At 53.1% G+C, this 24,060-nt stretch carries 18 protein-coding genes and 2 pseudogenes; 7 read left to right on the top strand and 13 right to left on the bottom strand.

Annotation, left to right across the window (positions count from 1 at the left end; genetic code table 11):
* Nucleotides 1-337: 337 nt before the first annotated feature.
* Nucleotides 338-1,012 (top strand): CBS and ACT domain-containing protein, encoded by a 675-nt coding sequence (locus BLQ17_RS00445; protein ID WP_092218662.1) that lies wholly within the window; start codon nucleotides 338-340, stop codon nucleotides 1,010-1,012.
* A gap of 123 nt (nucleotides 1,013-1,135) precedes the next feature.
* On the opposite strand, the gene BLQ17_RS00440 is transcribed toward BLQ17_RS00445, so the two are convergent.
* Nucleotides 1,136-2,146 (bottom strand): rubredoxin-like domain-containing protein, encoded by a 1,011-nt coding sequence (locus BLQ17_RS00440; RefSeq protein ID WP_092218660.1) that lies wholly within the window; start codon nucleotides 2,144-2,146, stop codon nucleotides 1,136-1,138.
* Between the two features lie 146 nt (nucleotides 2,147-2,292).
* Entirely contained in the window at nucleotides 2,293-3,090 is a 798-nt protein-coding gene (locus tag BLQ17_RS00435) for a response regulator (protein ID WP_143005401.1), read from the bottom strand.
* A gap of 697 nt (nucleotides 3,091-3,787) precedes the next feature.
* Between BLQ17_RS00435 and BLQ17_RS00430 the strand changes: the two genes are divergently transcribed.
* The 5 genes from BLQ17_RS00430 (at nucleotide 3,788) to BLQ17_RS00410 (ending at nucleotide 6,874) form a co-directional block, all read left to right on the top strand.
* On the top strand, nucleotides 3,788-4,186 hold the full coding sequence (locus BLQ17_RS00430; RefSeq protein WP_092218657.1) for a 6-pyruvoyl trahydropterin synthase family protein: 399 nt from the start codon (nucleotides 3,788-3,790) through the stop codon (nucleotides 4,184-4,186).
* Nucleotides 4,187-4,214: 28 nt separating this feature from the next.
* Nucleotides 4,215-4,826, top strand: coding sequence for a 7-carboxy-7-deazaguanine synthase QueE (locus BLQ17_RS00425; RefSeq protein ID WP_092218920.1), 612 nt, complete (start codon nucleotides 4,215-4,217; stop codon nucleotides 4,824-4,826).
* Nucleotides 4,827-4,829: 3 nt separating this feature from the next.
* Nucleotides 4,830-5,489, top strand: a complete 660-nt coding sequence (gene queC / locus BLQ17_RS00420; RefSeq protein ID WP_092218656.1) for a 7-cyano-7-deazaguanine synthase QueC — start codon at nucleotides 4,830-4,832, stop codon at nucleotides 5,487-5,489.
* Between the two features lie 38 nt (nucleotides 5,490-5,527).
* Nucleotides 5,528-6,361, top strand: coding sequence for an NADPH-dependent 7-cyano-7-deazaguanine reductase QueF (queF, locus tag BLQ17_RS00415; protein ID WP_092218654.1), 834 nt, complete (start codon nucleotides 5,528-5,530; stop codon nucleotides 6,359-6,361).
* 99 nt (nucleotides 6,362-6,460) lie between these two features.
* On the top strand, nucleotides 6,461-6,874 hold the full coding sequence (locus BLQ17_RS00410; RefSeq protein ID WP_176761017.1) for a PaaI family thioesterase: 414 nt from the start codon (nucleotides 6,461-6,463) through the stop codon (nucleotides 6,872-6,874).
* Between the two features lie 63 nt (nucleotides 6,875-6,937).
* On the opposite strand, the gene BLQ17_RS00405 is transcribed toward BLQ17_RS00410, so the two are convergent.
* From BLQ17_RS00405 to mttB, 9 genes and pseudogenes are all read right to left on the bottom strand, one after another.
* Entirely contained in the window at nucleotides 6,938-8,182 is a 1,245-nt protein-coding gene (locus BLQ17_RS00405) for a trimethylamine methyltransferase family protein (protein WP_176761016.1), read from the bottom strand.
* A 54-nt stretch (nucleotides 8,183-8,236) separates the two neighbouring features.
* Nucleotides 8,237-9,805, bottom strand: a complete 1,569-nt coding sequence (locus tag BLQ17_RS00400; protein WP_092218650.1) for a BCCT family transporter — start codon at nucleotides 9,803-9,805, stop codon at nucleotides 8,237-8,239.
* A 358-nt stretch (nucleotides 9,806-10,163) separates the two neighbouring features.
* Complete coding sequence (locus BLQ17_RS00395) at nucleotides 10,164-11,606, bottom strand: sigma-54 interaction domain-containing protein (protein WP_092218649.1); 1,443 nt, start codon at nucleotides 11,604-11,606, stop codon at nucleotides 10,164-10,166.
* Nucleotides 11,607-11,904: 298 nt separating this feature from the next.
* Nucleotides 11,905-13,497: a CoA-acylating methylmalonate-semialdehyde dehydrogenase gene (locus BLQ17_RS00390; RefSeq protein WP_092218647.1), complete on the bottom strand. Its 1,593-nt coding sequence runs from the start codon at nucleotides 13,495-13,497 to the stop codon at nucleotides 11,905-11,907.
* A gap of 209 nt (nucleotides 13,498-13,706) precedes the next feature.
* Nucleotides 13,707-15,020 carry an aspartate aminotransferase family protein gene (locus BLQ17_RS00385; RefSeq protein WP_092218646.1) on the bottom strand — a complete coding sequence of 438 codons (1,314 nt, stop codon included), beginning with the start codon at nucleotides 15,018-15,020 and terminating at the stop codon, nucleotides 13,707-13,709.
* Between the two features lie 131 nt (nucleotides 15,021-15,151).
* Nucleotides 15,152-16,540, bottom strand: a pseudogene (gene mtbB / locus BLQ17_RS00375) ([dimethylamine--corrinoid protein] Co-methyltransferase).
* 149 nt (nucleotides 16,541-16,689) lie between these two features.
* Nucleotides 16,690-17,349, bottom strand: coding sequence for a cobalamin B12-binding domain-containing protein (locus tag BLQ17_RS00370; protein ID WP_092218918.1), 660 nt, complete (start codon nucleotides 17,347-17,349; stop codon nucleotides 16,690-16,692).
* Between the two features lie 113 nt (nucleotides 17,350-17,462).
* The gene (locus BLQ17_RS00365; protein ID WP_092218640.1) at nucleotides 17,463-18,260 is read right to left on the bottom strand and encodes a methyltetrahydrofolate cobalamin methyltransferase; all 798 of its coding nucleotides are present in this window, start codon (nucleotides 18,258-18,260) and stop codon (nucleotides 17,463-17,465) included.
* Nucleotides 18,261-18,363: 103 nt separating this feature from the next.
* Nucleotides 18,364-19,839 (bottom strand): annotated as a pseudogene (gene mttB / locus BLQ17_RS00355) ([trimethylamine--corrinoid protein] Co-methyltransferase).
* Between the two features lie 296 nt (nucleotides 19,840-20,135).
* On the opposite strand from mttB, the gene BLQ17_RS00350 reads away from it, so the two are divergent.
* A complete protein-coding gene (locus BLQ17_RS00350) occupies nucleotides 20,136-21,665 on the top strand; it encodes a dipeptidase (protein ID WP_218121685.1) in 1,530 nt (509 codons plus the stop codon).
* Nucleotides 21,666-21,688: 23 nt separating this feature from the next.
* On the opposite strand, the gene BLQ17_RS00345 is transcribed toward BLQ17_RS00350, so the two are convergent.
* Nucleotides 21,689-21,910, bottom strand: coding sequence for a DUF3820 family protein (locus BLQ17_RS00345; protein WP_092218631.1), 222 nt, complete (start codon nucleotides 21,908-21,910; stop codon nucleotides 21,689-21,691).
* 36 nt (nucleotides 21,911-21,946) lie between these two features.
* Complete coding sequence (gene cobT / locus BLQ17_RS00340) at nucleotides 21,947-24,058, bottom strand: nicotinate-nucleotide--dimethylbenzimidazole phosphoribosyltransferase (RefSeq protein WP_092218629.1); 2,112 nt, start codon at nucleotides 24,056-24,058, stop codon at nucleotides 21,947-21,949.
* Nucleotides 24,059-24,060: the final 2 nt, after the last annotated feature.

The following is a 24,060-nucleotide window of genomic DNA, read 5'->3' as shown; positions in this document are numbered from 1 at the left end:
CTCCGCTCATCCTGCAGGCAAACGAAGGAAACATACCGCTGAGAATAACAGTGCAGACTACTCCGAACAACGCCTATCAGGCAAGTTTTTTTTCACCCGGCTGAATAGTGCCATATATTTTGCATTAGTTGTCGGTAAAAACAACCTGACAACTGTCGCCAGGGTCTTTTATCCTTTGGAAAATGATGTATTTTTACCATAACATACAGATAATTGTTTCACTCTGACAACTCCCCGGCAACTGTACTCTGGACGCCTGACTCGTTACCCGGGATAGAGTTGTTGGTTTATAAACGGCCCAGGCGCCGCCGGCAATCTCTCATGGAGGATAATCGTCATGTATATCGGTAGAATAATGCGTACCAACCTGATCACCATATCTCCGGACACCAGCCTGGTGGACGCCAGGAATCTTCTTGAAGAAAAGAAGATCGACCACCTGCTGGTCGTCGACCGGAACCAGAAGCTGGTGGGTATCGTCGCCAATCGCGATATCAAACAATATTGGGCTTCTCCGGCAACCTCGCTGTCAACCCATGAACTCAACTACCTGCTGCAAAAAGTGACAGCGTCGATGGTAATGATCAAGACCGTAGTAACGGTGCCCACCAGTACCACCATAGAACGCGCAGCGTTTATCATGCAGCAGCACCGGATAGGCTCCCTTCCGGTCATGGAGGGCGACAAGCTCGCGGGAATTATCACCAGTACCGACGTAATGAGCGTGCTGCTAAAAGCGATCGGCATCAGCGACGACTCGTTAAGGCTCGGCCTGTTTGTGGTCGACTCCCTGGGACAGCTGGCTCAAGTGTCGGCCACCTTGAGGGATGCCGGAGTGAACATACTCAGTCTTTTTTGCTGGCCAGAGGAGGATTATCCGGGAATAACCCAGCTGCTCATCCGGGTCGGATCGGCCGACGGAACCAAAGCCGTGGACGCGTTGACCGCCAAGGGATTCAAAGTGAAAACCCAGTATGAAAAAGACATCACCCCCTATCTCCCCACCACGTAAGGGGCGACAGCGAAGGTTGGTGGAAGTGGCGCACCGATACAGCTTTACCCGGCGGGGCGGGTAAAGCTGTATCGGTGTTGCGGTTGTATGCGGCCCGCTGGAAAAACCAGCAGTTATCCAGGGTTACTGACTGTTTCTTGTACCGAAAACAAGCTTTCCGCCAAGATGCCCCGCAATGGCCGCAGCAGCGATCATGACTCCGGATGTTGCCAGATAGACGAGCTGGTACGGTGATTCCGGGGCCAGGACCTGCGGGTCGATCACTCTCCAGAACACCAGGATATTAACGCAGAAAAGAACGATAACAGCGCAGGTGATCTTGGTAATAAAGATCGCGCTCTTGATCCCCTTGTACCTCTTTTGCCACTCAAGGTATCCGGTTAACAGCACAGGGGGAAGCATGATCAGTGTAAAGATCAGGTTACAGTAAGCGACAGTCCCCAAAACCGCATTCTCCAAAAACACGGCCATCAGCAAGAAGATGACCACCGCGGGTAAGATTCCATTGGGAAAATGGGCACTGATCGGGTGCAGGTGAAGTTTCAGGCTGAGCGATGCCAGCCAGCCAAGGATCCTGGTTCCAATCTTTTTCTTTTTTTTCCCGCCGATCGGCAGGCTAATCGGCTCAACAGCCACTTTCGGAGGTTCGGCCAGATCGTTGCCTTCCTCATCAATCGGAACGAACATGGATGCGGGCGCCGCGCATACAGGACATTTCGCCGGGGGCGCATCCCCTTCATGAATATATCCGCATACGGTACATTTCCAGCGTGCCGCGGTCTCTTTTTCGGTTTGAGCGACAGGGAGATGACTGTCGGTATCGGTTACTTCCTCGAACTGGTCGGCGGTCGCCTCACATATCGGGCATTTTTCCGGTGGTTCGACACCGGTATGCAGATACCCGGAGACAGTGCATCGCCAGGTCTTGACCTGCTTGGGCGGATCAGCCGGTTCGCTCCTGTTGGTTGTTACTGCGGTTGTCCCGCTGTCGTTTGCCTGTTGTGGTTCAACCTGCTGTGGTTCAGCCGGTTTTTCCGTAAACATCTTTTCCGGTGCTTCACAGACCGGACACGCCTCAGGCGGCTTTTCCTCCTTGTGAACGTACCCGCACACTCCACATTCCCAATGACTCATATATACCTCTCTCTCTCGGTTATTCCTGAATTTCCATACGGTTCCCCCCTCTTAATAAAAAATCCGCGTAAGAACTTCAAGACAAGAAATTGAAAGAACATCAATTCCCTTTTGGCAAAACGGCAAACATCACCCTTGAGAAAGAGTTATTTTATGGACCGGGCCATGGAAGATATCCTCAGCAGGCTCTTCCGGCTTTTATCAAAAGCATCGGGAACTCTCTGCCCATCGCTCTTTCGGCAAAGCTCTTCAGTCAGCTTCCTGAACTCACTGAAAATTTCAAAAGTAGAGCCGCCTTCCGGCTCGGACTGCTTCATGTCTGAGCACCGCAGCATAAATCTTGCCACGGCATCATAGGATTGTTCCAGAATATTGAGACAGTCGGCGACAACACCGACGGAGTTCTCGATATCGTCTGCACACCGCGACGCGGCACCGAAAGCCGACTTTTTTCTCTTTTCGTCAAGCTGTTTCATCAACTTGATATTTTTTTTCCACAGATCTGCGGTTCGTTTCTCCACCAACCGCTCGAACCTTTTGCGATACAGTTGATTTTCCGACACAAGACGGGTATGGGAGAGAACCAGTTCCACCGAATGTTTGAGAAGCCCCATATCCACTATCGGTTTAGCCAGGTAACCTTTGGCTCCCGCGTCCAGAGCCTCCAGCGCCAACCCCGTGGAATCGGTATCGGCAACAACAATCACCGGTAATGCGACAAACCGTTCACTGATTGTTCTCAACAACTCCATCCCGTTCATCTCAGGCATATTCAGATCTGCAAGCACCAGGTCCGGCCGCCCTTTTTCTATACTCTCAAGCGCTTCCGGCCCGGTCAGCGCCTTGAGCACCCTGAAACCTTCGGCTTTCAGGAAAGCGATCATGGATGTCCTTGTAAGAGTATCGCTTTCAGCGATTAACAACACAGGTCTGTCCGACTTCACTGTACATTTCCCATTTTTATGAAACTACCTTGAAACTACATGATATTCCACCAACAAAAGTCAATTCCGACAAAGCATACGGCTAGTTTCCTCTGGTTGATCGTTTGTTGTACCTGTATGCCCGTCAGGCAATCCTCCAGTGCTGCAGTCAACAGTTTTAGACAGCAACAACGGTATTTCAGAACTTGTTGAGAACAATTATCTCAGCTGTTTCTAAATAATGTCAAGCGGCTTTTGAGATATTACGTGAAGCTGTTCCAAAAGATTACCCCGGCCAGACGGCAACCCCTGGATTATTGGTGGAAAAATCTTCGAGTAAGTTTTCAGTAAATGTAATTATTTTACAAAAAACAAGCAGTTACTAACAGCAACAACCCGCCCGTGGGTGATATCCATTTGCCGCATTGCAGAAGACGGCGCCCGGTCCATTGACCTGCGCATGTATACCACGCATTCGGCCGTAAAAACCAACCGGCCGCTTTTTTACAAAAAACATTGCGCCAAGCTAAGTGATCGACTATATGTCCGGTCTCAATTACGTTATTACGGTGACTTCACCATGCGGACGAGAGGCAACCCGCATTACAAATTCTCCCTCACCGGCCGGCTATCCGGCATGTGGCTTTCCACAATTTTGAACAGATCCCTGATGCGATGCGTGGCTGCCCGGTGATGTACAACAAACAACAAGGTAGTCATGCTTTCCATTACCAGACAATTTCGTTTTGACGCTGCCCATAAACTTGAGCGGACGGAGCTCAGTGACCAGGAAAACCAGCTTCTATACGGCAAGTGCTCAGCACTGCATGGCCACAGTTACACCCTTGAGGTGACCGTTTCCGGGCCCGTTGACGAATCCGGGATGATCATCAATTTTACCGAGCTTAAAAAGCTGGTAACGGACCTGGTCATAACCCGGTACGACCATGCATACCTCAACGAACTCGAGGAATACCGCAACGAAGTGGTGACGGTCGAGAACATGGCCCTGCATATTTTCAGGACCCTGTCAAAAGCTTCCGAATTCAACGATCTGACTTTGCTCAGGATACGTCTTTACGAAACGGCAGACTCCTGGGCAACAGTCACAGCCTGATCCATACCTCATGCTTTTGTGTCACGAAATGTTCAGCTCCCTCCAGGGAGAGGGGCCCCACACCGGGCGTCCGGCTTTTTTCATCAGGCTCTCCGGCTGCCTGGAACCTTTTTGTCCCTGGTGCGACACCAAGGACGCATGGTTTGGAGGAAGTCCTGCAAGTATTGAGGACATAATCCAAAAAGTCGTCAGGGAAAGCCATAGGTTTGTGGTAATCACCGGAGGAGAACCCTTCCTGCAATGGGACGACGGACTTTCCCGCCTTGACCGCGAACTTGCCGAGATGAAAATAGAGGTGCAGTATGAAACGTCGGGTAAGGTTGCCATTCCGCAACAGGTGCGCGGCGAAGTGATCTGTTCACCCAAATACCTGTCAGGCAAATGGCATCTGGCCAGGGAATCAATGTATCGCGCCGATGCTTTTAAATTTGTTGCCTGCCGAGAAAGTATCTTTTTCATCGACGCCTTTATCGCCGAACACGGGATCGATCGGGACCGGGTATGGCTCATGCCGAAAGGAAAAACAAGAAAGGAACAGACAGAACTGCTGCAGTTTCTCTGGGAGCACTGCGTCAAAAAAGGCTACCGCCTTTCGGCCAGGCTGCATATTCTCTGTTTTGATCAGAAAAAAGGAGTATAACCCATGTGTGATACCCTGGTAGTCCTCTCCGGCGGCATGGACTCCGCCGTTCTTTTAGCCGACTGTATAAACAAGGCTCACCGGTGCGCCGCGATAAGTTTTGATTACGGCGCCAAACATAACGACTGCGAACTGGCCATGGCAACAGCGCTTTGCCAACTGTTGAAGGTTCCCCATACCGTTGTGGAGCTTCCTTTTATCAACCGGCTGTTCTCTTCCACCCTTCTTCAATCGGGAGAAGAGGTGCCCGATGGCGCATATGACGCTGAAACCATGCAAAGCACCGTTGTTCCCTTTCGCAATGGAATAATGCTCTCCATTGCGGCGGGCTATGCGGAATCCCTCGGGGCCTCCAGGGTCGTACTCGCTTCCCACAGCGGCGACCATTTCATCTATCCGGACTGCAGGCCCGAATTCAACGACGCTTTTTCCAGGGCGGTCCGTATGGGCACTGACGGCAAGGTCGCAATCGAGTTTCCTTTTGCCCGGCTGGACAAACGGCAGATCGGCGATCTCGGACACACCCTCGGTGTTGATTTCACCAGTACCTGGACCTGCTACAAGGGAGGCGAGGTCCACTGCGGCACCTGCGGCGCCTGCGACGAGCGCAAATACGCGCTGCGCTTCGACGAAGGGAAAGATCCGACGATTTATGCAAGGTAACAGGTATAAAACATTACCCGCCACCCCAGACAACAATTATGAAGCCAGACAGCAACAGAACAAATCCTTTGGGCCAACAGGTCGAATATACTTTTACCTACAACCCCGAGCTGCTTTTTCCCGTTCCCAGAACAGTGGGGCGCGAAACTCTAGGACTCGGGGGAAACCGTCCCCTGCCGTTTTTCGGTGAAGATATCTGGAACTGCTGGGAGCTTTCCTGGCTCAATGACCGGGGCAAACCCATATCGGCGGTCATGGAACTGAGGATACCGTGTACCAGTCAATGCATAATTGAATCAAAATCGCTCAAACTGTATCTCAACTCCTTTAATATGAGCCGGTTCAAGGATCAGCAAGAAGTTGCACAGATTATTGGTGCGGATCTTTCATCAACCGCCGGAACAGAGGTCCAGGTGCGCATTTTCGATTGCAATGACAGGAAGACGCTGATGACAACCGTCCCCCGCGGACGCTGCATAGACGATCTTGAAGCCGGAGATTATGTCTACAGGGTCGACCCCGCCCTTCTCAGATGCAGCGACAAGAAGGCGGAAAATGAAACTCTCTGCTCCAATATTTTACGCACCAACTGTCCCGTTACCGGCCAGCCCGACTGGGCCACGGTGGAGATAACCTACAGCGGCAACAAAATCGACGAATCTTCGCTGCTGGCTTACCTGGTCTCCTTTAGGACCCATACGGGCTATCATGAAAACTGTGTGGAAACCATTTATGTGCACCTGATGGAACACCTTTTGCTCGACTCGTTGACCATAAGCGGACGCTTTACCAGGCGAGGCGGCGTCGACATAAACCCCTGCAGAAGCAGTGCGCAAACCCCGTTTGCCAACCACAGACTCGTGCGTCAATAACGACCCAGCCCCTTGAAGTGTTGTTCCCGGAGTGGTATTAAAGAAGTCGTTTACGCCTGAAAAATGATAGCAGCATCACCTGATCACCAAGAGAAAGAAATGACCAAGCACGTACCCGACCGCCACGCTGTCTCATCTCACCGATATTGCCTGATGTGCGGTTGCGACAACCCCCTCTCCTTCGGCCTCGACTTTAAACTCGATTCGAATAACATTGCCGCGGCAACCTTCAGACCGGATGAAAACCTGCAGGGATACCAGGGGATTGTTCACGGAGGTGTGCTGTCCGCCCTTCTCGATACAGCGATGGCCCAATGTCTGCTCAAGCAGAATATCGAGGCGCTGACAGGAGAACTGACCATACGTTTCTACCAGCCGGTCGCATGCAACAGCCTGCTGAGCATAAGAGCGTGGGTGGACAGTTCGCTGCCCCCGCTTTTTCACCTGCGGGCGGAAATACTGGTGGACGATCGCCTGGCCTGCAAGGCCAGGGCAAAGTTTATGCAGAGATAGCCTGCACCGACCGTGCAGGCTACCGTGAATTCCGGCACCGTTGTGGTTAACTGACGGCCTTGCCTATTCCCGGAAAGAGTGCCCTATGTTCTGCAGGGTGTGATCGAGACCTCTGAAATCCTGCCGGTCAAATCCTTCGAAAATTGCATTTAAACCTTCAGCATCGTACTCGGGGGACTGGGGTAGAGTGACCGGCAGCGGTTGCCTGGAAATCTGGTGGTAAAGCTCGATCTGTTGTTCCATATTGTCGATATTGAAATCGTTGAGCTGAGAAGAAAAGCCGAACAGGTGCCGCATGATATGGAAGTCATACTGGTTGACAAGACTGTATATTTCACCACTTCTTCTCACGGCCTCGTCGTCAAGACTATCCCTGTGGTGACTGCAGGCGCTCTGGCAGGTGGGAATGCCCAGGTGCATGTTGAGCTCGGCAAGCAGGATATTGAGCATGGCGTTGGCAACCGAGCCGAACATCATTGGCATATCCTTTTTCGTCATGTCCGCTATCGTCGGCATTGCCGCGTTGATACACTTTATCCCCGGGTTGACAAGCTGGCCCAGCACCAGGCCGAAAACGCTCTCGGCCTGGGCAAGGGTTGCAAGCGAGCTCATGCTGTAAGGACCGGTCAGCCCGCCTATGGGCATGGAGTTCATTATGTAGGGCAGTCCCCTGACGGCCGCTTTTAAAAAGGGGTCGACCATCTCTTCACTGACACTCATGTATGTGGATATGATGCTCAGCGCCACCCCGACCCTGTGTCCCTGGGTTGAAAAATATCTCAGGCGGTCATAGGCCGCATCTGAGTAAACGGTAGGCATGATCAACTTACCGTCCGCCGCCGCAACCATATCATCGATTGCCGTCACTTCGGTACGCTCCCGGGTGGCAATATCATTTTTCTTCACCCGGCTGCAGATATTAAATGATGACTGCAGATTGGTCAGAATGTCAGTCCGGCCGAACAATTCGGCCAGACGTTTCATATCACGATTGTCTGGAGAGCGCGGCGTATCGTTGTCTACTATGTAGGCGGCCATCCCGCCGGTACCGAATCCCGCAGGCCAGAACTCCATCCCCTGCCTTGTCCGGTCAAGACATTTTTCCACCGTCTCCCTGGAGATGTAGAACCTGCCCGTTTCTTCGGTATAGACGATCTGCGCTGCTTCTCCCCGGGGCATGGCGGCCAGAAGCTTAGCTGCAGCCACCGGCGAAACAGCAACCCCGTAAGACTCTATGAGAAGCAGGGCATCTTCCTGGATTTGATTGTATAATGTTTCGTTGCCATATTGCTGTTTTGATTTGGACACGACCGTCTGCTGCATGCTGAACCTCGCTTGTTGTCAGATAATTGTTGCCGCTGATCATTCTTGTTCGTTGTATGCCTGGCGAAGCATCTTCAACAGTGAAAAGATCATCATAAAAATAATTATTGAAAACGGTGCTCCGGCAATAATCGCTGCTTTCTGCAGTGCCTGTAAACCGCCTGTTATCAGGAGCACCAAGGCGAGTGAACCGATCAAGCCGCCCCAGATGAGTTTCATCATGGTGCCGGGTTCCATACTTCCGCGGGCCATCTGCATGGCGACGAAAAAAGATGCCGAGTCGGCAGAAGTGATAAGGAAAATAAGGAGATTGATAAAAACAATCCACCCCATTATATCGCCACCGGGAAAACTCGACAGCAGAACATAGATACCGGATCCCATATCGGCCTTTAACGCCTCGGCCATGGGTGCGGTGCCATTAATCTGTGCATACTGCGCCGCGCCGCCGACAACACTGAACCATACGAGCGCAACCAGGGTCGGGACCAGCGCGACTCCGAGGATAAACTCGCGAATAGTTCGACCTCTTGATATACGCGCTACGAAGCCGCCGCAGAACGGCCCCCAGGAAATCCACCAGATCCAGTAGAAGACGGTCCACCAGCCGAGCCAGGGCGTCTTGTCATGGAAATCGGTCCAGAACGTGACGTAGACAAAGTTATTGATATAGCTGCCGGTTGTCTGCACCATCAGGTTCAGCAGATCATTGGTCGGGCCCATCAGCAGGATGAAACCACCCCAGATAAACGCTACGTATACGTTGATATTACTTAAATTCTTGATTCCCTTCTCAATTCCCGACACAGCGGAAAGGATGTAGCAGGCGATGAGAAAAATCATAAAGACGACCATGCCGAAGGTGTCAAGGCCGGTGCCGAAAATGTGTTTGATGCCGGCGTTGATACTTATAATACCAAGACCCAGAGCGGTGCTTACCCCGGCGACCGTTGCAAACGCCGCCAGGAATTCGACGAATCTGCCAAAAAAGCTTCCTGTTATCTTGTCACCGAAAAGCCCGTAGAGCGAGATGGAGACATTCATCGGTTTTCCCATGCGGTAAGCGGGAAAGGCTATTGCCAGCCCGACCAGGGCAAAGATGGCCCAGGCATGAAGGCCCCAGTGCATTACGCCGATCTGGATGGCAACTGGCATCGCCTCCGCCGTCTGGGGCTCGGCGAGATAGGGTGTGTTCATGTAGTGCATTATCGGCTCACCCACAGCCCAGAAAGCGTACCCCACACCGACACCGCAACTGAACAGCATGGCAATCCATGAAAAATAACTGAACTGCGGTTTTTCACCGGGTTTTCCCAGTTTCAGATCACCATATTTGCTGAAGGCGACATAGACACAGACGCCGAGATAGATGGCTACGGACAGGATAAAATACCAGCTGAAGCCGGTTATGAATTTTTGGAATCTGGAGAGCATTCCGTCAAACTGTGCCGGTGCGATGATTCCAAAGATAACGGCGGCAACAATAATGGCCCCGGTTGTCCAGAAAATCACCGGATCCATCTTTCCAAAATACTTTTCCAACCCGTTCTTTACTACCGGTTCTACCGGGGGAGCGGCAACCGCTTCCAACTGTTGACTGTTGTTCATGTTCCCTCCTTGTTCATTCTCAGGTTTCGGTATGGGGTAAGCTCTCTAGCTCCTGATCCACCTTTTGGCGCTGAGAATCAAAGGTTATCTGCCTTGGAGACCCCGATTAAGAACGCCAATCAAGCATGCCGACCGCGCGTGAGAGGCTGTCGCCACCTTGTTGCGACAAGACGTTGCAACAGTTATGCCATCTCCAAGAAATTCTATATATCCTTGAAAAGATAGACAAAAACGACACTAATGGAAGCAGTGGACACCATTTTACCGGACAAACAGGACAAATGTGGCCGATCTACAGCCACGCAGCAAAAATATATTGGTATTTCAATGACATAAACAAAGACATAGTTGGCGCAGTCTACTTCAGCTTGTACCTGCTTACCCTTCTCTGCAACGTCCGTCGGCTGATCCCCAGATCCTTGGCAGTGCGTCCCATGTGCCACTTATTTTGATTGAGGGCATTGAGGATCATATTTCTTTCGAACTGCGCTATTTCTTCACTCGCCTGGCTGGAAGTAGGTAACAGGTTTACGGGAGCAGCAGGAGTCTGCCTCGTATCTGACTCGCCTGGCTTTAGCGACGGATTGAAGCTGATTTCCTTAAGGGTTACGAATCGCCTCAAGACGTTGAACAGTTCACGCACATTGCCTGGCCAGTTATGGCTTTCGAGCGTATGGTAGAATTTTGGTGAGAGCTGGATCTCTTCGCCCAGCTCCTCGGCAAAGATCTTGATAAAGTGATCTATCAGCAGCGGCAGGTCCTCAAGACGCTCCCTCAGCGGGGGCATGAGTATCGGCACCGTATTGATGCGGTAGTAAAAATCCTCCCTCATCATGCCCGACCTGACCATTTGCGCAAGATCCCTGTTGGTTGCGGAAATTAGCCTGAAATTTGAGCTCAACTTGTTGTTGCTGCCGACGGGAATGAACCCCTGCCCATCAAGAACCCTTAACAGTTTAATCTGCAGGGGTATTGACATTTCGCCGATTTCGTCAAGAAAAAGAGTGCCTTTATCAGCGGCCATAAGATACCCTTCCCTGTCGGCATGGGCTCCGGAAAAGGCACCGCGTACGTGACCGAAGAATTCGCTCTCCAGAAGATTTTCCGAGATGGCCCCGCAGTTAACCGCAACAAACGGGTGATCCTTTCTTTCACTGAGTTGGTGAATGGTTCTGGCGGCAAGCTCTTTGCCGGTTCCCGATTCTCCATGGATAATTACCGGCACCAGGGTACCGGCCGCCTTGACAATTCTGTCATAGGCAACCTGTATCGCATCACTTTTGCCGATCAACTCCCCGAGACGGTATCTTTCCTTCGTGGAAAAACGCAGCCGGCTGTTTTCGGCACGAAGCTTCAACTCCTCTTCTTTCTGCTCGGTTATGTCGGTCAAAAGACCGTCGATCACTTTCAACACCCCGGCCTTTGAAAAAATCGCTTTTCCCTGTTCATGGATCCAGCGATATTCTCCCCAGGCAGAACGCATGCGGTAGACAAGATCGTACCGGTTGTTCTCAGGGGTCAGTCTTTCTATGACTTTAATATTTTCATGCTGATCGTCCTTATGGACCAGCTTCCGAAACGCATAGATGGAGACTATCTCTTCCGGCGAAAAACCGATCAGGGTACTGGATCCCTTACTGGCATACTCAAAGGTCAAGTCGGCGTCGTACAAACAGCGGAAAACCATCCCGGGGAGGTTGTCCAGAAGCGACGACAGCTGCTTCAACCGATCAGCAAGGTCCTGATTTTCCCGAACAAGTTCCGAAAAAGCGATCTCACTTTCCTCGACTTTCCTCATCATCTCAGACACATCCTTTGTACATGCCCGGTGTTTCCCGGTGGTGGGGGTGGTCAGCAGGATAAACCTGCCGCATTACATACCGATTATAAAAACTTTAACTCCAACAAAATAACTTTACAATCGTTACCCAGAAAAAACAGGATCGAAGGCCCCCTGCCGGAAAACAGTTCCGGCGGGGTTACGGCAGGCTTTGTTTTAAAAAGCACAAGAGAAGAGGTGTAAAGAAGTACTGTTTTTTATGATAACAGCCAATATAGTGCTAAAACAACCGGTGACATATTGGCTGTTATCGACGAGACTAGTCGATTTCCTCTGGAAGAGAAGTTACAGTTCCGTCCCAGGTGTCTACTTCACTGGAGACGACCTCATCCTCGGCAAACCAGGTTGCGGTGACATTTTTCGTTTCGGTATAGAAAGCAAAGCCGTCGCGTCCCATGCAGTGCAGGTCGCCAAAGAACGATTGCTTATGGCCGGTGAAGCCGAAGATTCCAAGCGGAACCGGAATACCGACATTGATACCCACCATGCCGCCGTCGGTTTCCTTGGCAAATTTACGCGCATAATAACCGTTCTGGGTATAGATAACCGAACCGTTTGCGAACCTGCTGCCGTTCATTATGGCTAACCCTTCATCAAAATTTTCAACTCTTTTTATGCACAGAACAGGGCCGAAAACCTCTTCACGGCCGATCGACATCTCCTCGGTGACATGGTCGAAGATGGTCGGACCTACGAAGAAACCGTTCTCACAGCCTTGGGGAACTTCGGGGTTTCTGCCGTCAAGCACCAGCTCGGCCCCCTCTTTAATCCCTTTTTCAATCCAGCTGACAACAAAGTCCTGATGGCCGCGGTTGACCACCGGCCCCATGTCGGTCGCCTTGTCATAGGCTGGGCCAAGTTTTATTTCTGAGCTGTATTTCTTCAAAAGCGCCACCAGCTCGTCCCCTATTTTATTTTCCACAACAACCACCGGCAGAGCCATGCAGCGTTCTCCCGCGCAGCCGCAGAAGGCGTTCATTATCCCCTTTGCCGCACGCTCGAGCTTGCAGTCGCTCAGAACCAGGGCGTGATTCTTGGCTTCGGTCAGGGCCTGGACCCGTTTGCCCGAACCAGAAGCAGTAGCGTAAATATGCAGCCCGACCTTGGTAGAGCCTACAAAGCTTACCCCGGCTATATCCTCGTGCTTGAGCAGGATCTCCGCCTCGTTTCGCCCGGCGGTGACCACGTTGAGCACCCCCGGGGGCAATCCCGCCTCACTCCACAGCTCCATCAGCCGCATCGACGACTGTGGCACGAAACTGGCGGCTTTTAGCACCATGCAGTTTCCTGTGGCGATGCATATGGGAGCCATCCAGCCATGGGGTATCATCGCCGGAAAATTCCACGGGGCGATACCGGCAAAAACGCCGACCGGGTGGCGATACTGAACGGTATCGTACCCGGAGCTGACATTCATCAGCGACGATCCGGACATAAGCGTCGGGGCACCGCAGGCGAATTCGATCACCTCAATAACCTTGATCAGGTCCCCATAGGCTTCCATCCATTTTTTCCCCTGCTCTCTGGCCAGCAGATGGATCAGCTCCGACATATGCTGCTCGATCAGTGACTTCATCTTGAACAGCACCTGAACCCTCTTGCTCACCGGTGTATCGGCCCATTGGGGAAAAGCTTTTTGGGCCGCGACAATTGCCGACTCAACCTCATCAGCCGTGCATTGCGGGGCATAGGCGATCACTTCACCGGTAGACGGATTGTAGCAGGGCATATACTTGTCGCTGGCCGATTTATGCCACTGTCCGTTCACATAAAACTTCAGGTTTACCGCATCGCTTTCAAGGGCCGGATCATCCACCGGAAAAAAGTAGCGTGTATCTTCAACTTCAGACATATCTGTATCCTCCTGAATTGGTCTCATCAATGGTGTGGTTCACGGAATCAGGGTCGCAGGCCCCGGTTACCACTTCAAAGAGTGGTGCAGGCAGTTGCGCCAAACAGCAAGCAGCCTGCTATTTATCGTCAGGCGTCGTTATGGCGCGGCTCCGATGGAACCCTTGAACCAGTCGTTCAAGGGTTCATGCACCCGGTAGAAAGTGTTGGTCATATCCTGGAGCAGCTGTGCTCTATCACCTCGGCTGCAAACTGCATATCGTCCTTGGTTGCACAGATCGGCGGATTTATACGGATAATGTTGCCGTGTACGCCGCCGCGGCCGACAATCAACCCGTTATCCTTATTCAGTTCCGCAACCATGGCCGCTTCTTCAGGTGCCGACTCTCTGGTCGTCCTGTCTTTTACGAACTCGATGCCGCGCATCAATCCCCGACCGCGAAAGTCGCCGATAAAACTGTATTTCTCTTTCAATGCAATCATCCTTGATTCAAGGAGGTCTCCCGCCTCGATGACATTGCCCATAAGGTCGTCGTCGGCGATTACCCTCAGTACGGCGCGCCCTGCGGCACACGACACCGGATTGGACCCGTAGGTGTTGAAGAATTTTTTCTTCGCCATAGCTTCAGCTATCTCTCTTTTGGCGACGACTGCGGCAAGCGGGTAGCCGTTGCCGATGCCCTTGGCCATGACCACGATATCCGGGGTGACGCCATGGGACTCAAAACCCCACATATGCGACCCCATCCGGCCGAACCCGGTCTGTACTTCATCCACGATGCACACCCCTCCAGCCGCCCTCACCTGCGCAAAGGCCTTGGCAAGGTAGGTGTCGGGCATCGGGATAACGCCGCCGAACCCCTGTATCGGCTCAACGATAAATCCCGCAACCTGGCCGGGTGTGGAGCTGTTGATGGTAATATCTATCTCGTTCACATAGGGATCGACGGTAGCACCGAAAACCCCCCGGTACTGATCGGGATTATGGACATGAACAACGCCGCCGTCCGACGGAATCGACTGACGGCAGGTCTTGATTCCGGTCATGGTCATTGCCGGACCCTGCAGCCCGTGAAAGCTGTTGCGCAGGGAGAGTATTTCGTAATTATGGGTATACAGCCTTGCCATAAGTAGTGCCAGATCGTTTGCCTCCGCCCCGCTGTTGACAAAATGGACAACCCAGTCTTCACCCGCAGGCATCGTCGCCACGAGTTCTTCGGCAAAATGGGCCGGCACCGCCTGGTAATACATGGTAGTGCAGTGCACCATTTCATCGATCTGCTTTTTAGCCTCCCGGTTGACAAGGGGATGGCAGTGGCCGACGCTGATACAGAGATTCTGCGCGAGACAGTCAAGATACTTCCTGTCGTTCTCGTCATATACGTACTGCATCCGGGCGCGCTTGAGCACAACGGGCTTGGAAAACGCGGTAAAGGTGCCAAGCGACGGCGACATATACCGGTGCCGACGGGCCAGGGTCGCCTGATAGTCCCAGTCGGTCGTGATCGGTTTATAGGTATTCATGGGCTAAACATTCCTTTGTAGCTGTTTTTTATTGCAAACTCTTCTCCCCGTAACAGACTGCTGGTACAGGGAGAAGAGCGGTGGGGGCAGAACGAGCGGCCACGACTCGACAGTCTACCGGCCGCGACCTGTCAACCCAGGCCCGTGTTTTTCAGGAAACGGTTGACACAGTTTATATCGAGATCGAGTAATTTTGAAATATTGTATTTCGCTGCAATTCCGTCAACGGTAGTCTGTCCCTCGGAGATCCAGAAGATATTCTTATCGTCACGGACTTCTCCCATAACAATCGGGTCGTTGAGATCGGAAACGGCTACACCCAGACTCTCGGCCACATATTTCTTGGCTGCGTCAATTCTCATGCCGCGGTTCAGTTGCATACGCGCTACCAGATCTCCAGCTGTGCGTACTCCGCCCATTCCCGCAACAAGTGCATGTGCAGCATGCATCCCATAAGGATCACCAACGCCTACCTACAACCCGTCGAGCCGGCAGATCTCCACATGCGCCTTGGTGGCTCTGGACAAGGCGTCCACCGGCACGGTCAGCGTCAGGGGAATACCGCACACACCCATGCCGAGATTGGCGTGCACAGGAATCTCCGACACTTCGGAACATGCCTTGCAGAAAGTGACCGAACGGGCGACGTTCCATGGCAGGGTACCGCTGGTTACTATGTTGATCGCCGGACCGAAGATTGTGGCACCGGCCTGTTGGGCAAGTCTCACCTGATCCTGGGGGTAGAGGCCGGCAAGCTTTACCCCGCGCCAGCTGAGATTCCCGTGCATGCCAAGGACAAATTCGCCCGCCATACCCATCTCGATGCCCATTGCCGGGTATTTTTCCTTCAAAATCTCGGTCGCCTTCAGGGCCGTCAGGAAGTCTGCGTCACCCGCGGCCCCTACGGTATCTATATTGATGCCGTCCACCCCGGCCTCGTACATGGCCGAAGCCACGAAAACGATATCGCTTACCGCGTGTTCTATCGCTTCTTCATAGGCTTGCCTGGCCTCATCTATTTTACCAAGCGGCAGGAGGTCCGCCGGATTGGGACACGGACCGTCAGGCTGGCTGTACAGTCCGAGATTGGGCATGGCGCCGTAATAGACCGGCGCGACAGTGGAATTAAGAAGCAGGTCAAGATCCGGCAGCTCAAACCCGTTTATCGGCTTGCACGGCTTGAAGCTGTAGTCTATGTGACTCAACTCAAGGGTATCCGCGCCAAGAGCCCTCTCAAATACCTGCAGGGACTGCACCCTGTCTATGACGATATGCGCCCGCCTGATCTTCGACGACATACCGTCGTAGGTCATTACCACCTCCCGGCCTCTTTCTATGCCGACCAGGGTGTCCTGATTTTTGAACATCTCGAAGATATGTTCCTGCTCGTCCCTGGCAAGGGGCTCAATTCCCGCCCGGGACGCCGCATCGTTACAGCCCTCTTCGATGTCAGCCTTCACCTCGTCTTCGGTGAGTTCGACCTTGTAGCCGTCACCAAATCTGGTCAGAATCTTTGACATGTGTATCTCCTTCGTCAGCTTCTGGTAAGCTCACTTCAGTTTCTGTTTCGGATTTCACCCGCTTATTCCTTGAGCTGGCTTAAATGGTGTTGAAAACGTCAGCTGAAATCCGCGGAAATTGTTTTTGCGACCACTCCTGTATGTTTTTTTCAGCTCACGGCGATTGCCAGCAGCTGCTCCGCTTTGCGGACCCCGTCCTGGGCGTCTTCAGCATAAGCGTCCGCTCCGATACGCTGCGCCCACCTCGGCGTCACCGGGGCTCCGCCGACCATCGTCTTGAATTTTTCCCTCAGCCCTTTGGCCTTCAATAGTTCCTCGAGCTCTTTCTGGCGCGGCATGGTGGTTGTCAGCAGCGCACTGGTGCCGATAATGTCGACGTCGTGTTGTACCGCCTGTTCAACTATTTTTTCGGTATCGATGTCACGGCCGATGTCATGCACCCTAAAACCGTTGGCCTGCAGCAGGGAGGTGACGATACACTTGCCGATATCATGAACATCTCCTTTTACCGTGGCAATCAGGATGGTCCCCTTGTTTGACCTGACCGTGGTCGTAGCACTCAGGACCTCGTTTACCACGTCGGTTACCGCCTTCATCGCGTCCGCTGCGGTGATAAGTTCCGGCAGGAACAGCTGGCCCCTGCCGAACCGGTCACCAACTTCGTTGATAGCCGGGATAAACGCCAGGTTCATAAGTTCTACCGGGTCTGCCCCCCCGTCGATCACCTGGCGGGCAAGCGAGACAGCTTCTTCCTTGCTGCCCTTAATCAGACACTGGCCTGCAGATTCAACAACGCCCTGTTCAATCATCTTGTAACGTCTCCTTTTTCTGTTATCGGGGAAAAGCCCGGACAAAAACCTCGCGTCCTGCACAAACTTTTCCACTCATGCCACTGTTTTTCCGACCCAACAGCCAAGCACAGTCAAATATCAAAAAGCCCTTGCCTGAAACCCTGCAGATAATTGGCGCAGTACTGGTCTCTTCCGGCGAGCGCTTCAGCCGCGATCATGTTGGCCATCATCCGGCGGTCAAGCGGATTGATGATCAATCCGTCAAGCCCCTTGCTTATCGCCATCACCGCAAAAAGCTGGTTGAGGAATTGCCTGTTCGGCAGGCCAAAAGAGATGTTCGACAGCCCGCACATGGTATGAACGCCTTCAAATCGCTTGATAATTTGTTCAACCGAATTGAGAAAGCCGGTTCCGAAGTCCTTATTCGTCGATATGGGCTGAACCAGCGGGTCGACATAGATGTTATCGATATCGACGTTGTTCCTGAGCAGCCCGTTGACCAGTTTGTCGGCAATTTCCAGACGATCGTCAACGGTCTCGGGCATCCCTTCGTCGCTCATGCACAGGGCCACAACCTTGAAATCCGTCCCCGCCACTATCGGCATCAGCGTTTCATACCGCTCTTTTTCCAGCGAGATGGAGTTGATCATCGGGGTTCCCCGATGCATGGTCAGGGCAGCTTCGATCGCGGCGGGACTGGGGCTGTCGATACTGCACGGAGCATCGACTTCCTGCTGAACCACCTCCACCAGCCATTTGATATAATCGGCTTCTTCCTCAACGAAAATACCCGCATTCACGTCGATATAATCGGCGCCGGCTTCATACTGGCTCCTGGCAACGGACCTGATATACTCGGCGTCCTTGTCCATGATCGCCTGACCGATTTTTTTCCGGCTGGCATTTATCAATTCTCCTACGACAATCATCGAACCTGCTCCTTGTTCAGAGATTTCCAAGAGTCTTTAATTGAACTCAGCTCCCTGTTTTTGATTTATTTATTACTGATAACGACATATCCAACCGCCGGCCTCACGATATTTTCAGCTCTTCTTCAGCCCCCTTGACGATTGCCCGAAGCTCCTCTGCAACATGGTCGGAGAGAGGTTCCGGCTGATGCTTTGCCAGTATATCCCTGGCAAATTCCATCGCCCTGGTATAGAGATCCTTGCTGCCGTCGGCTTCCCAGCTTCCCCTTCTCCTGCGGTCCATAAGCTTTGGCTGCGGATACATTCGCATATTTTTAAAGGTGTTTTCGTGCGCGAGATAATCCTTAAACTGTCCCACCTCCTTGATGAGATCAACGGAAAGAGTATCGTCGTTTATCGGTATTCCACCTACTGCGAATTTGATCATCCGGACAAATTCCGCGTCCATTACCATCTGCCCATAGTCAAAGGTCATTCCGCTTTCGATCATTCCCGGGCCATAAATCAGGTTAGTCCCTGCTAACGCTGCCAACAGGCCGGTCATGGTCTTCTCGTGACCACTTTGGGCATCGCATACCTTGCTGTCGCCCTATCCGCCCGCCGCCCAGGTCGGCAACCCGTAATAATTGCCGAGACGGGCAACGGCGGCATTGATCATTCCGCATTCGGCTGACCCGACCGAGGCGGTGCCGAACCGCAGGTCCATTGCGGTGGTCGAGCTGCCGTAAACCATCGGCGTGCCTTTTTTGGTCAACTGCCCCAGGGCGATGCCGGTCAGCACCTCGGCGTTATGATCGACCAGGGTACCAGCCATATGTACCGGGGTCGACCCCCCCGCCATTGCCATGGAGAGTACATTGACGGCAATGCCGTTTTTCGCACCCTCCATGATAATTTCACAGGCGTCCTTCACCAGCTTGAGCGGACTCACCGGACACGTGTTGAACGACAGCAGAGGACGCTCTTTAAGATTTTCAGCCCCGCCGGCCACCACCTTTGCCATTTCAACCAGTTTTCTCACGTTAAAGCCGTCGATGGGACCGATGAAACAGTGCTTTGAGGTGTTGGGGAAAAAGGCTTCGGCGTTGTGCAGCGGAGCGACTTCCTGGGGCACCTCGTGCGCCCCGACCGCTCTCAGGTAGACGTCTATTTCGTCAAGATAATCGACTACCTTTGCCGTATCGGCGACATCCTGCTTGGTGGTCTTCCTCAGCTCGCCTGTTTCCGGATCGACAATATTGACCCCTTCACCGAAGTTGGTGAAACCGACCCGGTTGTTTTCCATGACAAAGTCGTTTCTCGGGTTTCTTCCGGCCAGAAAAATCTTCGGCGGCGCGGTGTCGATTGCATCTTCAATCAGATAGGGAGGCAGCTTGGCGATCTTCCTGCCGCGATCGATATCGGCACCGTTATCGCCAAATATCTCCAGCGCTTTTTCATCTTCAACGAACATCCCTGTTTTTTCGAGCACCTCCAGGGTGGCGAGATGAAGTTCATAACATTCATCATCTGTCAGCGAGTTGAGACTGAACCCGCTGTTTGAACGTTTCCCTGCCAACAAGTTTCTTCGCAAAATCATACCTCCTGCCGGTTGAGTGATATGCAGTAAAAAACTGCACTGAGCCATCCCTATTTTCGCTCTTTACGGGCACCTCACCGGTTATCCCGGCAAAAGAATGAAAAAGAAAGGGTTTTACCCTCACCAAGCAATTAATATGCCACATAACGTTTCCATCAATAACCCGCTGCAATCACACGAACATTCATCTGCTACCGGACAGACACGCACGGCTATACTTCAGGACATATTTGTCCCAAATACGGTCACAACCTATCTTTTCCCCATATTTTCATACAGATAAAATACAGACAGAAGTGTCCGGGAACAAATTGCCTTCCATTGCCGGCAAAACCTGGGTATCATCACCAGATCCCGACATGAAGGTGTGCAGGACAAGGGCGATCGCCTCGACGACAAGTAGCCGCAATAAAAATGCAAACACCACAAACTTCGCGACATATATGAATATTTTCAACAAATTACACGACTACATTGACGACAACTTCGAGCTGTTCGTTAAGCGGCTCACCCAGTGGCTGTCCATTCCATCGATAAGCACCCTGCCGGCTAACAGGAAAGAAGTATCGGAGGCCGCGCTCTGGATACTCGATCAGCTTGAAGCTGCCGGCCTTAACGACGCGACCGTTATAGAGACCAAAGGGCATCCGCTGGTCTTCGGTCAAAAGCTGGTCAACCCGGACCTGCCAACCCTGCTCATATACGGCCACTATGACGTGCAGCCGGTGGATCCTCTTGAGGAATGGATAACCCCGCCGTTTTCCCCCGATATCCGGGACGGCGCAATCTACGCCCGCGGCGCAAGCGACGACAAGGGTCAGGTTCTCCTTGTTCTTTTTGCCATAGAAGCGTGGACCAGAACAGCGGGGGCGGTACCGGTCAATATCAAAGTTGTGCTCGAAGGCGAGGAGGAATCAAGCGGTGATGCCATCGAGAAATATGTGACGGCCAATCCGGAAATGTTCAGCGCGGACGCAGTGCTGATCTGCGACACCCCAATGATGAGCGCAACCCAACCGTCGATAATCACCAGTCTTCGGGGGATCGTATACAGTGAAATAGCCATGTCCGGCGCCAGTTCGGACCTTCATTCCGGCAGTTACGGCGGCGTTGCCCCGAACCCGGTCCATGGACTGTGCCTGCTGCTTGGCAAACTCAAGCAGGAAGACGGGGTGATAAGGATTCCCGAACTGCAAAAAGCCCTTGACGACTCTTCTGCGCCGACAAGGGCAGAGCTTGATTACTGGCAGCAGAATGGTCGCGCCATCAGGGCAGAGCTCTGCCGGACGATGGGGGTTACACAGCTGGTCGGGGAAACTGAGCGGCCGCCCCTTGAATGCATAGGTCTGCGCCCCACCCTGGAAATCCACGGCATACGGGGTGGTTTCGTCGGCGAAGGAGAGAAAACCGTCATCCCGGCAAAAGCGCTGGCAAAGGTGAGTCTCAGGGTGCCTCCCGGTCTTGATCCGGACAAGGTGGCAGAATGGTTTACCAAGGCCGTACGCGACAACAGCCCGCAAGGATACGAGACGGAGACCAGAATTCTCCATATCGGAAGAGGCCTGGCTGTCGATCCGGAAAACAGCTATTTCAGGGCTGCCGTCAGGGCTCTTGAAAAGACCTACGGCAAGGGCCCCCTGTTAACAAGGGAGGGCGGCTCTATTCCCGTTGCCGCCCTTTTCAACGAGATCCTGCAGATCCCGGTCATCCTTATGGGATTTGGCCTGCCCGACGACAACCTGCACGCCCCCAACGAAAAATTCAGCCTTGAGCAGTTTCGCCGCGGTATAAAGACGGTTGCCCTGTTTCTCAAGGAGATCACCTGAAAAGATTACCCTGCGGGCGTACCTTATTTGAGCGGGGCAAACAGGTATTCGAGACCGTTGACTTTTATTTCATAGACGGCGGCCAGCGCCTGTCCCAGCTTTCCTGCCGGAAACCCCTGCTGCGCAAACCAGACGACGTAAGGTTCGGGAAGATCGACCAGGCGGTATCCGGCATATCTGCCAAAAGGCATCTTCATTGCCGCAAGCCTGAGCAGCGCCTCATGGTCATACTCCTGCTTTTTCATAAATTTTCATCGATAAAAAATGTTACCCAGCCAAGCTCAGCCATGGTCATTTCCGGTTGACACCCCAGCCTCCTCAAAAGAAGCCATCTCCCGCATCATCCTGCAGGCAAGGTCGACAAGGTTCATTGTCACTGCGGCGCCGGTTCCCTCGCCAAGCCGGAACCCCAGATCAACAACCGGCTCAAGCCCCATCAGCTCAAGAGCCGCCCGCTGTCCGATCTCGATGGACTTGTGGCCGGCAATCAGGTAGGGGCCGACGGCGGGACAGATCAGGCAGGCGACAAGCCCTGCCGCCGTCGATATGACGCCGTCCAGCACCACGCAGCATCCGCTGGCAGCGGCGGCAAGGGTCGCCCCGCAGATTCCCGCCAGTTCGTATCCACCCATTTTACAGAGCAGCTCCAGCCCGTTATCCCCCGAGGGCCGGTGCAGATCCAGCGCCTTTTCGATCACCTCGCGCTTTCTTTCCAGTCCACGGTCGTCCACCCCGGTTCCCCGACCCACAACCTGTTCCGGGGTAAGCCTAGTCGCGGCGCAGATGATTGCCGACGCGCTGGTGGTATTGCCGATCCCCATCTCTCCCATACCAACAAGTTGACAGGGCGACTGCTGGTTTTTCTCAAGAAACACCCTCGCCCCGTTTTCGATGGCGCAAAGAGCCTGCTTCCTTGTCATGGCGTCGCCCAGGGCAAAATTTTCGGTGCCGTAGGCGACTTTTTTATCAATCAGCAGGGGATGGGCGGCAAAGTCGCCGTTTACCCCCATATCAACCACCGAAAGCTCGATTCCGTACTGGCGGCAGAAACTGTTGATAGCCGCCCCGCCGTCGAGAAAATTATCCACCATCTGCACGGTAACCTTGGCGGGAAATGCGGAGACTCCTTCCTCGACAATGCCGTGATCGCCTGCAAAAACAAACATCCGCCGGCACGGCACTGCCGGGTCGAGAGTTTGCTGAATGGTGCTCAGCTGGACCGCAAGCTCCTCTATGGTGCCAAGGGCTCCCAGCGGTTTGGTCTTAAGATCGACCTTTTTCCTGGCGCTGTGGCGCATCTCGTCGGAGAGGGGTTCTATCTTGGCCGCGATCTCACCGAGAAAGCCGGGCAGATCGTTTTTTACCCTGGGTTCAAACGTCTTGTCCTCCGGCTGCACCCAGCTGTCCGCTTCGGCTGAAGGCGCTTTCTTGAGATCGACGATATATTTCAGGCTGTTGCCGGAGAGTACGTGGGGGAGAACCCTTTCAACCTCCTCAACCCGGATCACCTCCTCAACAAGCATTGCAAGGTTATCCTGCTGTCTACTACAGAACGCAAGGGCCTCAACCATATGCTCTCTTCTCGGGCCATAGGCCCCGTATATCTCCAGCTCCTTGTAATGAATGAGGTTCAGCAGATTGGTGTCGAGCTCTTCGTTTTTCTTCAATCCGCTGAAAAAGATCAGCTTGCCCGATTTTTTCAACTTGGTGATACAGAGGCTGAAGGCGATATGACTGTCGCAGCAATTGATGGCCAGATCGAAATCGGCCTCCACGCTGTCTTTGACAACGGATATTCCGTTGGTGTCGCAGACAACCTTTATCCTGCCGATCTTTTCCTGACTCCTCTCGATCACCACCACCCGGTATCCCTTCTCCCGCAGCACCAGTGCAGCAAGAACCCCCAGCACTCCGCCGCCGTAGACGACGACCTTTCCGCCCTGATGTGCAGAGACCAGCGACAACCCGTTGATGACACATCCTACCGGTTCGCAGAAGGTCACATAACGCGGCTCCATCCTCTCTTTGACCTCAATCAGGCTGCTTTTTGCAACACTGAGATAGGTTGCAAAACCGCCGTCTGTGTGAAAACCGGTGATCTTCATCTCATCGCAGAGATTTTCCCTTCCCGCCCTGCAATACTGGCAATTTCCGCAGGATTCGCCGGGCCATACCGTATAGAGGGCACCGGTCGCCTCATCAACGGCCGCCACCTCATGCCCCAGAACCCTGGGAAGCTTGAGGTCCCGGTGTCCCTGACGCCACATTTTCGCATCGGTCCGGCAAACCGCACAGCAGACAACCTTCAGCACCGCCCGTCCCGGCCCGGTAACAGGGCGGGAGTCGTCATGCAACAGCCCCATGGACTCCGACCGGTTGAGTACCAGTTTCATTG

It is taken from the genome of Desulforhopalus singaporensis, assembly GCF_900104445.1.
GTDB classification, from domain to species: domain Bacteria; phylum Desulfobacterota; class Desulfobulbia; order Desulfobulbales; family Desulfocapsaceae; genus Desulforhopalus_A; species Desulforhopalus_A singaporensis.
This window is presented reverse-complemented; position numbering and strand designations above follow the sequence as displayed.